The organism is Actinomyces oris (assembly GCF_006546825.1).
Taxonomy (GTDB): domain Bacteria; phylum Actinomycetota; class Actinomycetes; order Actinomycetales; family Actinomycetaceae; genus Actinomyces; species Actinomyces oris.
In genome coordinates, this window is record NZ_VICC01000002.1 from 172,614 (window position 1) to 185,021 (window position 12,408).

Sequence of the window (12,408 nt, forward strand, 5' to 3'; positions counted from 1 at the left end):
GCAGGCAGCGGGGGCGAGTCGGCCCTGCCCGCACCTCGCCCCCGGGGCCGCACACCCGCGTCAGGCGGCGCCGTCAGCGTGGCGCTTGTCCAGGCCGGGCAGGTGCCAGCTGCGTCGATGCTGGTCACTGGCCCCCAGGGAGGTGAGTCCCCGGATGTGGGCCGGTGAGGCATAGCCCTTGTTGGAGGCCCAGCCGTAGCCGGGGTCATCGAGATCGGCCATGAGGCGGTCGCGTTCGACCTTGGCCAGGACACTGGCCGCGGCGACGACGGCGCACCGGGCGTCGGCCTTGACCTCCATGCGCACCGGCGGGGTGGAGGGAACCTCAGCGGGCTCGGGACTGTCCTTTGGGGCATGAGTGCTCTCCAGGGCGGTGAGCAGGTCGGGTTGGGGAGCGGTGAGCCAGTCGGCCACGCCGTCGAGGATGATGACGCCGGGGGCGTGACCGCGATCAGCGACCTGCTGCAGGGCCCGCAGACCCGCCACCCGAAGGGCCCCGATGATGCCGTGCTCATCGATCTCTGCCGGTGAGGCGTGGGCGACGGCGTGGTCCACGAGCCAGCCGCGCACGGGCTCGATCAGGCCGGTTCGGGCCCGGGCCGTCAGCTGCTTGGAGTCGGCGAGTCCCTCGGGGAAGTCATCGTCGGTGCGCCGCGCCACGATCGCCAGCCCGACACTGACCGGTCCGGCCAGGGCCCCGCGACCGACCTCGTCCAGACCGCCGACGTAGTCGTAGGTCTCCAGCAGCGCCTTCTCCAGGGACCGGTCGGGGCGGGTGCGTCCTCGAGGACTCACCTCGTTCTCCCCGCAGCCTGCTCCTGGCCGGAGGAGTGTGCGGAGACGTCCGGGCTGTCGGCCGGCCCGCCGGGTCCGGTCTGCGGCCCGTCATCAACACCGGCCCCCTCGCCACCAGCGCCAACGTCATCGGAGTCCCTGCCCTCGGGGGCCGGGGAGGGGGCCTCCTCCTCAGAAGCCGTCTCCCCGTCACCCGTGGGGGCAGCGGGAGGCGAGGGAGGTGCCGACGGCGTCGCCTCCTGCGCCGGGACGTCTGAGAAGGCGCGCTCCCCTCCCCACAGCAGCCCCCACCGGCTCAGATGCGTCCACTGGAAGACCACCTTGGCCACCCCGACGACGTTCTTGAGCGGCACGAAGCCGCCATGGGCGTCGTCACGGTGGTAGCGGGAGTCGGCCGAGTTGGAGCGGTTGTCCCCCATGACCCACACGTAGCCTTGGGGGACGGTGACATCGAAGGAGGTCAGAGACGGGGACTGACCGTCCTTGACGTAGGGCTCCTTGATCGCGACTCCGTTGACGCGCAGTGTCCCCTTCCCGTCGGCGACCACATGGTCGCCGCCGACACCGACGACCCGTTTGACGAGGTGATGGCCGGTGTTCTCCGGCAGAAGGTTCACGGAGACCATGAGCCTCTGGGTGGCGCCGCGCAGTCCCGTCGGTTCCTTGACGTGAAGCCAGTCGTCGGGATCGGAGAAGACGATGACGTCACCCCGCTCGACGTCGTCGGAGCCGTACATGGGCACGGCTACCTTGTCCCCGTCACGCAGGGTGCGTTCCATGGAGCCCGAGGGGATCTCGTAGATCTGGACGACGTAGGACCGTAGAAGAGCCGGCACCAGGATGACGACGACCACGACGAGCACCAGTCTGATGACCCGTTGGTACAGGGGGCTGGTCTGCGGCGGGGGGATGGCGGGGGCCACCTGCCGGCGGGGCGGGATGGAAGGGGGCAGCTCGGTGGGCTCGTCATCGGGCTCGGGCTCGGCGTCGGGGTCGATGAACGGGTCGTAGTCCCACTGCTCGCTGTCGTCGACCGGGGCCGCACTGGGAGGTTCCTCGGCGGCCTCAGGAGCCGTGCGGCTCTCCTGGGGGGAGTCCGCTGACGGGGAGCTGCAGGCCGGTGTGATCGCGGACCTGGAGGTCCGGCCGATCTGAGAGGGATCGGCCCGCTTCAGGTCCAGCCCGACGTCGTCGGCCCCATCCTGCACCGGACTCACCGTGCTCCTTCCCCGGAATTGATGGACATGGGTCCACCGCTGCACGGCGGTGGGAGATGGCGAGCGCCCGGAACCCGTGGGCTCCGGGCGCCGCCTGGAGAGTGCAGGCGCTCAGTCCTCGCGACGCTCCTTGATCTTGGCGGCCTTACCGCGCAGGTTGCGCAGGTAGTACAGCTTGGCGCGGCGGACCTGGCCCCGGGTGACGACCTCGATCTTCTCGATGGAGGGCGTGTGGACGGGGAAGGTGCGCTCGACACCGACACCGAAGGAGACCTTGCGGATGGTGAAGGTCTCCGAGACGCCGCCGCCCTGGCGCGCAATGACGACGCCCTGGAAGACCTGGACGCGGGTACGCGATCCCTCAACGACCTTGACGTGGACCTTGAGGGTGTCCCCAGGACGGAAGGAGGGGATGTCGTCGCGCAGTGATGCGGCGTTGATCTCGTCGATCAGGTTCATGTTTCTCTCCACACCCGTGCCACTGGTCAGGAGTGCTGGTTCGGCGGCGCCGCGCCGTAGGGGGCAGCGCCGGAGGTGGACGCCCCTGGGCTCCTTCGCAGCGGCCGCCTCCCCAGTGGCAGAGGAGCCGCAGGACCCAAGTGCCCGCTCAGTTTGCCACAGGCTCAGTCAACGGACGAGTGCGTCAGCCTCGACGTGCCTGAGTTCACGCCTTTCTCACGCCCCAGCACGCTTTCGGGGCGATCAGTCCCCGGAGCCCGCCAGCCTGCTCGCCGGCGCGGCCGCTCCGGTGGGCACAGCCGCAGGGGTTGACGTCGGCTTGGGCACCTGGGAGAAGACCTCCTGGCCGGAGGTGAGGCTGGACCAGTGGGAGTACGGCCACACGACGTTCTTGGCCACGCCGACGACGTTACTCAGGGGCACGAAGCCGCGATGGACATCGTTCTGGTGGTAGCGGGAGTCCGAGGAGTTGGAGCGGTTGTCTCCCATGACCCAGATGTAGCCCTCGGGGACGGTGACGTCGAAGGCGACCTCGGAGGCCGACCGGCCGGGCTTGAGGTAGCCCTCATGGAGTTCGACGCCGTTGACGGTCAAGGAGCCCTTCCCGTCGGCCACGACGTGGTCACCGGGCATTCCGATGACCCGCTTGATGAGGTGGTGGCCGGCGTTCTGGGGGAAGATACGGATCGCGACGAGGAAGTCCTGCGCGGCGCCCTGCAGGCCAGTGGGCTCCTGGGTCGTCAGCCAGTGGTCCGGGTCAGTGAAGACGACGACGTCACCCCGGTGGACCTTGTCGGAGTCGTACATCGTCACGGTGACACGGTCGCCCTCGTTGAGGGTGTTCTCCATCGAGCCCGACGGGATGGTGAAGCTCTGGATGATGAAGGTGCGGATGAGGGCGATGATCGCCACGGCGACGACCAGGTAGGACAGGGTAATGCCCCACTGCTTGAGGCGGAAGACGATCCGCTCCCCCAGCGAGGCCGGCTCAGCGGCCTCGCTGGCCCCGGCCTTGTCGTCACCGGCGCGGTCCTTGTGACGGTGGTTGTTCCGGCGGTCATGGTCGGTCCGCAGGTGACTGCCCGAGGTCACGTCCTCATCCGCCTCATCATGGATCCTGCCCTGAGGGCTCTGGTCGGGTGCGCTGCTCATAGGCCTTCTCCTGTCCGCCGGGTCATGACGACGTCGTGGGCGTCCTGGCCACCGACGTTGTAGGTACGGGTGCCGACCTGGCGAAAGCCGGCCCGCTTGTAGGCCTTCTGGGCGCGTTTGTTGGTGACGTGGGTGCCGAGCCAGAGCAGGTCTGTTCCGTGGGCGCCGGCCTGGCGTGTCACGGCGTCCATGAGCGCGGGGGTCAACCCGGATCCCCTCATGGCGGCGTCGACGTACACCTTGGACAGCTCGCCGACGCCCTCTCCCCCGGCTGGCCGCACGCAGGCGGGACGGGGGTCGATCCCGTGGGGCTGTTCCCCGTCGGAGTCGGCCTCCTCGCGCAGCACCGCGGTGTAGCCGACCAAGGCCGGAGCGGTGCTCGTGCTCGCCCTCCCCTCGAGGCCGCCGTCCCGCACTGACGGGGGCTCCAGCAGCTCGGCGAGAATGAGGTCGACGCGGTCGTCGTCGGCCCAGGTGGCGAACAGCTCGGGAACCAGGTTCGTGGCGATGTGGCGCTCGAGGAACTCGGGGTCGATGACGTTGCCGCAGGCATCGGGAAAGGTGCGCGCCGCGAGCTCGGCCAGGGCGTGGGCGTCGTCGGCGGTGGCGTTGCGAAGGCGCACCGGAACCGGGTGGTCCGCCCCGGCCGGGACCGCCCACCCCAGGCGAGCCAGGAGCGCACGGTCCTCACGATCCAGGCCGGCGGGGTCCAGGGCCCGGATCATGTCGGGTCGGCGCTCGACGGTGCGGGTGAGGGCCTGGTCCCGTCTGGCTCGGGCGATACGGCCGTGGTCGCCGGAGAGCAGGACGGGGTCGACCTCCAGGCCTCGCCACCGGGTGGGGCGGGTGTGGACGGGGTACTCCAGCAGGCCGGCGACTCCGTGGGACTCCTCGACCAGGGACTCGGGGTTGCCCAGGACCCCGGGCAGGAGTCGGGCGATGGCCTCGATCATGACAATGGTGGCGACCTCTCCCCCGTTGAGCACGTAGTCGCCGATGCTCAGCTCGCGCACCTCGATGCCGCGGGAGGCGTAGTGCTCGGGCACGCGCGCGTCGATGCCCTCGTAGCGGCCGCAGGCGAAGACCAGGCGTTCGGCTCCGGCCAGGTCCTCGGCGGTGCGCTGGGTGAAGACCTCCCCGGCGGGGGTGGGGACGATGAGGACCTGACGGGGCGCACCGGGGGTGTCCACGGCGAGCACCTCATCGAGAGCCTCGCCCCACACGTCGGGCTTCATGACCATACCGGCCCCACCGCCCAGGGGCGTGTCGTCAACGGTGCGGTGCCGGTCGTGGGCGTGGTCGCGCAGATCGTGGACGTGCAGGTCGAGGGGGCCGCGGTCGGCCGCCTTCCCGATGAGGGAGAGGTCGAGGACCTTGAGGTAGTCGGGGAAAATGGTGACGACGTCGATCCTCACCGGGCCTCCTCCGCCTGGCCGCGTCCGGGGAACAGGCCACCGGGCGGGGCCAGCGTCACCGTGCCGGCCTCGGGATCGATGGCCGGTACGAGAGCCTCAACGAAGGGCACGGCCACATCGTCCCCCTCAGGAGTGGTGACCACGAGCCGGTCCTGGGCGACACCGGGCTCTACGTCAGTGACCTCTCCCAGCTCCTCACCGGAGACGCTCAACGCTCGTAGACCGACGAGCTCGTGGCGGTACCAGGCCTCCTCGGAGTCCTCAGGGCCCTCACCGCCCTGGTCGTCGTCGGTCTCGACCAGGAGCCTCACTCCTCGCAGGGCCTCGGCAGCCGTGCGGTCGCGCGCCTGCTCGAAGGTGGCGAACCAGCGCGAGTCGTCGAAACGCAGACGGCTGACCGTCAGCGGGCCCGCGTGGGCCGGCTCCGTGGGGACGGTGGTTCCAGGTGCGAGACGGCCCTCGGGGTCATCGGTACGGATCTCGAGACGCACCTCGCCCTTGAGGGCATGGGCGGGACCGACGACAGCAAGGGTGAGCAGCACCTGTTCTCCTGGGATCGGGGCATGGAACGGTTTGTCCGGAAGGTCTGGATGTCTGCGGCCAACCTACCGCGCCGTGGTCTGCGTTCCCATCGGCCGCGGGGATGAGGTGGCGCACCGCCGGAGTGAGGTTGGCCAACTCGATACGGCTCCCGGCCGGCTGCGGTCGTCGCCACCGGCGGCGCAGGAGCGCCCGCCCCGAAGGACGACGACGCCCGACCCCCTTGGGCGGGGACCGGGCACCGGCGTTGATCGATCAGACCGGCCGAGGCCGAGGCGGCCTACTGCACTGACCTGAAGGCCCTGCGCTCAGCGGCGGTCGGTGTCGACGACGTCGACGCGCACCGGCGAGTCCGCCAGCGCTCCGACCACTGTGCGCAGTGCTCGAGCAGTACGGCCCGAGCGGCCGATGACTCGGCCGAGGTCCTCGGGGTTGACCCGCACCTCCAGTAGGTCGCCGCGGCGCAGCGACCGGGAGGTGACGGTGACGTCGTCAGGGTTGTCGACGATGCCCCGTACGAGGTGCTCGAGGGCGTCGGCCAGCATCTCAGGCCTCCTCGGCGGCGGCCTCATCGGAGGCCTGGTCCTCGGCGGACTCCTCGGCCTTGGACTCGGCGGCCTCGGCCGCTGCAGCGGCCTCCTCGTCGGCCTTGGCCTTGGCGGCGGCGGCCTTGCGCTTCTCAGCGTCGTCGGCGGCGGCCTTGACCGCGGCCTCCTTGGCGACCGCGGCGGCGTCGGCGTCCTTGACCTTGAGGGTGCTCTCGACACCCTTGAGGCCCTTGAACTGGTGATAGTCGCCGGTGATCTTAATGAGCTTGTAGACAGCGTCGGAGGGCTGAGCGCCCACGCCGAGCCAGTACTGGACGCGCTCGGAGTCGATGCTGATGAGCGAGGGCTCCTGCATCGGGTCGTAGACGCCGATCTCCTCGATGACACGGCCATCGCGCTTCTTGCGGGAGTCGAGGACGACGACCCGGTAGAAGGGGGCGAACTTCTTGCCCATGCGCTTGAGGCGAATCTTGACTGCCACTTGGTTGAACTCCTGGTTCTGGATGGTTTGGCGCGCGCTGGTCCCCGGTGGGGTCAAGCAACGGTTTCCGGCGTGAGCCGAGACGCGACCGGGGCCGGGAGAGGGACCGACGTCCGACCGAGTACAGCCGGACATTCTGCCAGAGCCTCCGAGGAGGTCGCCAGCCCGAGCCGGGGCGCCGCCCCACCACTCGGTGCGAGATCGCCCACAACTGTCGCCGACAACAGCGCTGAACGGAATTCACGGTTCGGCCGGGTGGCGATGCCAACACACTCAAGCCCATCCGGGCCGCACCGGTCAAAACCCCCGGCACTACGTGCGAAATCGGGGCATGCTTCGTTCATGAGGCCCCCCTCCTTCAGCAGTCGCAGCATCCAGCCACCCGGCAAGAGCTCATCGATCCGACCGCCACGCTCCGGACAGGGCACTCCGACGTCGATCCGCCCTCCCAGCACCCCCTCGACGGACGGACTGCCCTCAGGCGCCGACCACGAGAGCGCCACGACCGGACCGAAGCGCCCCCGGCGCACCCCACAGCCCCTGACCGGGAACGCACAGTCCGTGAAGCCCCACCACACAGTAGGGCTGTGGCCCGCAATCCTTCTTGGAACCTTCTGCGTGGCGGCACTGGTCATTGCGGGGCGGGTGGCCGTGAACTCCACGTCACACGTTGCACCGAGCGCCTCTCCTCCACCACCTCCGCCTGCCTCCTGCGAGATGGAAGGACATCAAACGGAAGGCTCTTCATGGAAGAAGACGTGGAGTCTTGACACCGGCCTCCCGGCTTGGGAGAACGATTTCACGTGGGACACCTACGCGTGCGGGCACTATATCGTTGTCATTCACCACAAGAACGACGATAAGGCAGATCTGACAGGATTCCATATTGAAGGCAATACTCCCAAGAAGATCTGGTCGACGTCGCTAGGATATACGTTCACCACCGGCTACCGACACTGGTGGGGAGGGAAACTGCTACTGAACGGCCAGGTTCTTGACCCCACAACAGGAAAGACGACTGAACTCCCATCGGGTTTCCAGTCTTTAAGCTTCGTCGCCAATGACAACACAGCCGTCTCATGCAGCTCCTCGTACTCGGACGCGAACAGCACCTGCACGGGTTGGGACTGGAATAATGGCGAGCCGACTCAGCGCTGGCAGCAGACCTACGACTTCACATCAGTCCACCCACTCTGGCACCATGCCGATGGAACACCATCATCAGAGTCGATCGCGGTGTCCGTTGAAAGCTCCCCCAAAGACTCTTCCAAAATCGGAGTTCTTTCGACGAGCGACGGCTCCCTTGTGACCCTCTCACCGGAGAAGAACGGTCAAGGGCGCCCCATTCAGCTGCTTTCCGCTAGTGACGGCTGGGTCACCATCGATCCAGACAGCTCGACAGCATCCACCTTCTCCAAGAATGGGGCACCCGCGGAGTCCTTCACCCTCAGGGGCTCCACTGCGTCCCTCCTCATCAAGGATGGCCACCAACCCTCGCTGTCCCAGTTCAGGGCCGCTTACGAGTCGGGTGACACGAGCTGGGCCGATATCGACCTCACCTGCACCGATGCCACGCACTGCAGTCTTCATGGATACCCATTGACGCTGTCCGACGATGTAGCCACGTGGAACACCCCGGCTCGTGCGCAGTTCCAGAGCTCCTGGAAACTGAGCTCCGACAAGCGCACGCTCACCATACGCGGCCGCTCCCCCAGCAGTGAGATCGGTGCGGTGTTCATCATCGACACGGCATCGAAGACGCCGATGGCTCCTCTGCCCATCACATCCCGTGGAGCAGTCATCCCCGTCTGGCGCCAGGATTTCATTGTCGCGATCGACGGCTCCACATTGGTCGGCTACGCACCGCAGTCCTGAGGACACGACGGCCTTCCGCACAGCCTGCTGCTGCATGACAGGTGTCATGCAGCAGCGGTGACAGCGCTCAGTACCGAGAGCCGTGGGCCGGCGCGAGCCTGGGGCCATGATCCGAACCACAGCAGCCGCCACCACTCACTCCCCGGGTTCCGGTCCTCAGGTCGGCCACACGGCTCCAGCCCCCGCGATTGACTCCCGTGGCCTGCGCAAGACATTCGGCAGCCTCGTCGCCGTCGACAACCTCGACCTGACCATCCGGTCCGGAGAGGTGGTCGCCTTCCTGGGCCCCAATGGCGCGGGCAAGTCCACCACCCTCGACATGGTCCTGGGGCTGGCCCGGCCCGACGCCGGGACGATCGAGCTTCTAGGAACCTCCTCCGACCGGGCGGTCCAGGCAGGTCGCGTTGGTGTCATCTTCCAGGACGGCGGTCTTCTGGACGACTTCACCGTCGGGGAGACCCTACGGGTCGTGGCCTCGATGCAGCCGGGGCGCCCCGGCCGTCGTTCCCACGCTCGCCACGCACCCAGGCTCGAGGATGTCGTCGACGAGGCCCATCTCGGGCCGATCCTCGCCCGCAGAGTGAGCCGCTGCTCGGGAGGCGAGCGTCAGCGCCTGCGCCTGGCCCTTGCTCTGCTGGCAGACCCCGACATCCTCGTGATGGACGAGCCCACCGCCGGCATGGACGTCAGCGCCCGGATCGCCTTCTGGGAGACGATGCGCACCCAGACCCGCCGCGGCCGCACCGTCCTGTTCGCCACCCACTACCTGGAGGAGGCGGCCTCCTTCGCCGACCGCATCGTCATCATTGCCCACGGCCGCCTGGTCGCCGACGGCAGCGTCGATGAGATCCGGGCCCTGGGCGATGGCGCCCTGGTCACCGCCACCTGGCCCGGGCTCTCCGAGGAGTCACTGGGACAGCGCCTGGCCGACTGTCCCGCGGCCGGCAGCATCAAGCACGCGGTCATCCACGGTGACCACGTGGAGCTGCGCACGACGGACTCCGACGCCGTCGCCCGCTGGCTGCTGAGCGCCACCCCCGCCGAGCACCTGGGGATCGGCGCCGCGAGCCTCAACGAGGTCTTCACCGCACTGACCTCCGACGACTCTGATGAGGCAGCCCCGTAGAGGCCTGAGCCACACCCTTCACCCCGACCGCCATCACTACCTGCAATGAGGCCGCATCATGATCGCGACATCCCAAACACCCTCTGATTCCTCAGCTTCCGACTCCCCTGTCGATCCCGACGCGGGCGAGCTCGCAGGCCGATCGCCTCGTCCGGGAGGGCTCAGGCCCGCGCGTCCCCTCCTGACCTACCTCCGGCTCGACCTCTTCCGAAGCTTGCGCGAGCCCGCCAACCTCTTCTTCGTCGTCACCTTCCCTGTGGCGATGTACCTCGTCTTCGGCCGGTTGAACACCTCCGCCGGGAATTATGGCCCGCACGCTCACGGCAATGTCTCGGCCTCGGTGATGCTTGCGATGGCCTCCTTCAGTGCCTGTCTGGGTGCTACGAGCGCCTCGGCGGCGGCCGCCGTCGAGCAGTCGGCGGGCTGGGGCCGGCAGATGGCGGTCACCTCCCGGGGCCTGCGCGGCTACCTGGTGGTCAAGACCGGCACCGCGGTGGGAACAGCGGCTCTTCCCGTCGTCGTCGTGCTCGCCGCCGGGGCACTGACGGACTCGCAGATGGAGGGCTGGGTCTGGGCCGTCAGTCCCCTCATCTGCCTGATCGGGGTCCTGCCCTTCGTCCTGTGGGGGCTGGCCGCCGGGATGTGGCTGCCGTCCTCGGCATCGATCGGTATCGCGACCTCCTTGGTCTCCTTGTTCGCCTTCATCGGCAACGCCTTCATGCCCCTGAGCCACACGCTGTTGACGATCAGTCGCTTCACCCCGATGTACGGGGCAACGGCGCTGGCCAGGTGGCCACTGGGTGAGGGGTGGGCCTACGTACCGGATCGGCAAGCGGGTGTTCAGGACCCGTTGTGGATGCCATTGGCTAACCTGGTGGTGTGGACACTCATCTTCGGGCTGCTGGTGATCGGGGCCCGACGTCGGGCGACCAGGCGCCGGTGAGACTGGAGATGGCCATGTCGCAGCCTCTGCATGACTCAGCCAACCTGACGGCATCATCGCCTGGGTCAGGGCAGTCCCGTTCCCGCCCCTGGCACCGCTATCGCCGTCATATCGTCTGGGACGCCACAGTATGGGTGCTGTTCCTGGCCCTTCCCATCATCCAGCTTCTCCTGGGTTCCTTCGCCTGGTGGCAGCGTCTGCTGGGGCTCACCGGGGTGCTGGGGTTCATCGCCGGCTACGTCTGGGCGTTCTCGACGCCGGACGACCGTGCATCGAGGGTCGGCGTCCCCTCTACTGACCTCCCGACTCGAGTCCTTCTCAGAGAGCTCGCGGTCCAGGCCTTCTTCACCGTACTGACGCTGCCGGCACTGGGATGGTGGACGATCTGCTTCTTCCCCTTCTTCTGCTCGTTGATCCTGTTCTCCACGACATTGCGCCGGGGCATCCCCAGCGTCGTCATGGCGACGGGGCTTCTGGTTGCCGCCTCACTGTTATGGAACACGCATCCAGAGTCGCACTGGCAGGTACTGGGCATATCGCTCACCGAGATTCCCATCGTCATCGCCCGCATCGCGTTGGAGCTTCAGGAGCGCAGAACAGCCGCCGAGCGCGAGCTCGCTCTCGTCTCCCAGCGAGAGGCGCTCGGGCGCGACGTCCACGACATCTTGGGGCACTCCTTGACGGTGCTCACTCTCAAGGCCGAGGTCGCCCGCCGGCTCATCGAGCGTGACCCGGCCGCCGCCTCCCGAGAGCTCGACGAGGTCATAACCCTGGCCCGTGGAGCCCTTGCCGACGTGCGCTCCACGGTGACACGCCTGCGGTCCCCGGACCTGGCCAGCCAGGTGGAGGCCACGCGTACCGTCTTGAGCGCGGCCCGGATCCGTGTGGATGTGACCGGTAGTGCCCAGGACATTCCTGAGCGTCAGCGAGCCGTCCTGGCATGGGCCTTGCGTGAGGCCACCACGAACGTCGTCCGGCACGCGAAGGCGGCCACTGTGGCGGTGCATCTGGAGCCGGGGCTGCTGCGGGTGAGCGATGACGGTGTCGGCCTGGCCGGTGACAAACCCGGCAACGGCTTGGAGGGTCTGCGCTCCCGCATTGAGCAGGAGGGCGGTTCTCTCACCATGACCAGTCCGATCACCCGTCGCACAGGCACGTCCGGCGACGTCGAGACAGACTCCGCTGACATGCCGTCCGGCGGAACCAGGCTGGAGGTGAGGCTGCCGTGAGCCCGATCCGTGTGCTCATCGCCGATGACCAGGCCCTCGTGCGCGGTGCTCTGGCGACGCTCCTGGGGCTCGAGAGCGATCTGGAGGTCGTGGCCCAGGTGGGGCGGGGCGACGAGGTCCTCCCCGCCGTGCGTGAGCACGCCGTGGACGTGGCCCTGGTCGATATCGACATGCCGGGGCGCGACGGGCTGGCGGCCACCGCCGAGGTCGTCGACTCGGATCTGCCGTGCCGGTGCCTCATCGTGACGACCTTCGGTCGCCCGGGCTACCTCTCACGGGGCATGGAGGCGGGAGCAGCGGGCTTCATCGTCAAGGACACCCCGCCCGAGGCGCTGGCCGAGGCGATCCGCAAGGTTCATGCCGGCCTGCGGGTCATCGACCCCGAGCTCGCCCAGGAGTCGGTACTGCTCGGACCCAATCCTCTCACCGAGCGGGAGAAGGAGGTTCTACTGGCGGCGGCCACGGGTGCGGACGCCCGAGAGATCGCCACCCGGCTGAGCCTGGGCGAGGGCACGGTGCGCAACTACCTGTCCTCGGCGATCGCCAAGACCCACGCCCGCAACCGCACCGAGGCGGCCCGCACCGCCGAGACCAACGGCTGGTTGTAAGCGGGCCTGGCTCCTCCAGT

The 12,408-nt window shown here is 68.3% G+C and carries 13 protein-coding genes; 5 read left to right on the forward strand and 8 right to left on the reverse strand.

The genetic code is table 11. The annotated features are described in order from the left end of the window. Positions 1–60: 60 nt before the first annotated feature. The 8 genes from FK267_RS03700 to rpsP form a co-directional block, all read right to left on the reverse strand. Entirely contained in the window at positions 61–795 is a 735-nt protein-coding gene (locus tag FK267_RS03700; protein ID WP_141406344.1) for a ribonuclease HII, read from the reverse strand. Then, positions 792–2,012 (reverse strand): signal peptidase I, encoded by a 1,221-nt coding sequence (lepB, locus tag FK267_RS03705; protein WP_141406345.1) that lies wholly within the window; start codon positions 2,010–2,012, stop codon positions 792–794. Before lepB (FK267_RS03705) ends, FK267_RS03700 begins: the two co-directional genes overlap by 4 nt. A 111-nt stretch (positions 2,013–2,123) precedes the next feature. Then, positions 2,124–2,471 (reverse strand): 50S ribosomal protein L19, encoded by a 348-nt coding sequence (rplS, locus tag FK267_RS03710; protein WP_003786428.1) that lies wholly within the window; start codon positions 2,469–2,471, stop codon positions 2,124–2,126. Between the two features lie 243 nt (positions 2,472–2,714). Continuing rightward, complete coding sequence (gene lepB, locus FK267_RS03715; protein WP_141406346.1) at positions 2,715–3,623, reverse strand: signal peptidase I; 909 nt, start codon at positions 3,621–3,623, stop codon at positions 2,715–2,717. Then, positions 3,620–5,038: a tRNA (guanosine(37)-N1)-methyltransferase TrmD gene (gene trmD, locus FK267_RS03720; protein ID WP_141406347.1), complete on the reverse strand. Its 1,419-nt coding sequence runs from the start codon at positions 5,036–5,038 to the stop codon at positions 3,620–3,622. Before trmD ends, lepB (FK267_RS03715) begins: the two co-directional genes overlap by 4 nt. Beyond that, on the reverse strand, positions 5,035–5,580 hold the full coding sequence (gene rimM, locus FK267_RS03725; RefSeq protein WP_141406348.1) for a ribosome maturation factor RimM: 546 nt from the start codon (positions 5,578–5,580) through the stop codon (positions 5,035–5,037). Before rimM ends, trmD begins: the two co-directional genes overlap by 4 nt. 306 nt (positions 5,581–5,886) lie before the next feature. Further along, a complete protein-coding gene (locus FK267_RS03730) occupies positions 5,887–6,123 on the reverse strand; it encodes an RNA-binding protein (protein ID WP_003786440.1) in 237 nt (78 codons plus the stop codon). A 1-nt stretch (position 6,124) separates the two neighbouring features. Continuing rightward, positions 6,125–6,607 carry a 30S ribosomal protein S16 gene (gene rpsP / locus FK267_RS03735; RefSeq protein WP_070512919.1) on the reverse strand — a complete coding sequence of 161 codons (483 nt, stop codon included), beginning with the start codon at positions 6,605–6,607 and terminating at the stop codon, positions 6,125–6,127. A gap of 618 nt (positions 6,608–7,225) precedes the next feature. On the opposite strand from rpsP, the gene FK267_RS13585 reads away from it, so the two are divergent. The 5 genes from FK267_RS13585 to FK267_RS03760 all read left to right on the forward strand — a co-directional run bounded on the left by FK267_RS13585 (position 7,226) and on the right by FK267_RS03760 (position 12,388). Beyond that, the gene (locus tag FK267_RS13585; protein WP_232622558.1) at positions 7,226–8,482 is read left to right on the forward strand and encodes a hypothetical protein; all 1,257 of its coding nucleotides are present in this window, start codon (positions 7,226–7,228) and stop codon (positions 8,480–8,482) included. A gap of 106 nt (positions 8,483–8,588) precedes the next feature. Then, positions 8,589–9,608 carry an ABC transporter ATP-binding protein gene (locus tag FK267_RS03745; RefSeq protein ID WP_075378375.1) on the forward strand — a complete coding sequence of 340 codons (1,020 nt, stop codon included), beginning with the start codon at positions 8,589–8,591 and terminating at the stop codon, positions 9,606–9,608. A 58-nt stretch (positions 9,609–9,666) separates the two neighbouring features. Then, positions 9,667–10,551: a hypothetical protein gene (locus FK267_RS03750; protein ID WP_075378376.1), complete on the forward strand. Its 885-nt coding sequence runs from the start codon at positions 9,667–9,669 to the stop codon at positions 10,549–10,551. 134 nt (positions 10,552–10,685) lie between these two features. After that, a complete protein-coding gene (locus FK267_RS03755) occupies positions 10,686–11,780 on the forward strand; it encodes a sensor histidine kinase (RefSeq protein ID WP_141406365.1) in 1,095 nt (364 codons plus the stop codon). Continuing rightward, positions 11,777–12,388, forward strand: a complete 612-nt coding sequence (locus tag FK267_RS03760) for a response regulator transcription factor (RefSeq protein ID WP_075378378.1) — start codon at positions 11,777–11,779, stop codon at positions 12,386–12,388. Before FK267_RS03755 ends, FK267_RS03760 begins: the two co-directional genes overlap by 4 nt. Positions 12,389–12,408: the final 20 nt, after the last annotated feature.

Coding starts and splice junctions, on each gene's coding strand:
- FK267_RS03745 (WP_075378375.1), top strand. CDS start 8,589: ATGATCCGAACCACAGCAGCCGCCACCACTCACTCCCCGGGTTCCGGT.
- rplS (WP_003786428.1), bottom strand. CDS start 2,471: ATGAACCTGATCGACGAGATCAACGCCGCATCACTGCGCGACGACATC.
- FK267_RS03750 (WP_075378376.1), top strand. CDS start 9,667: ATGATCGCGACATCCCAAACACCCTCTGATTCCTCAGCTTCCGACTCC.
- lepB (WP_141406346.1), bottom strand. CDS start 3,623: ATGAGCAGCGCACCCGACCAGAGCCCTCAGGGCAGGATCCATGATGAG.
- FK267_RS03730 (WP_003786440.1), bottom strand. CDS start 6,123: ATGCTGGCCGACGCCCTCGAGCACCTCGTACGGGGCATCGTCGACAAC.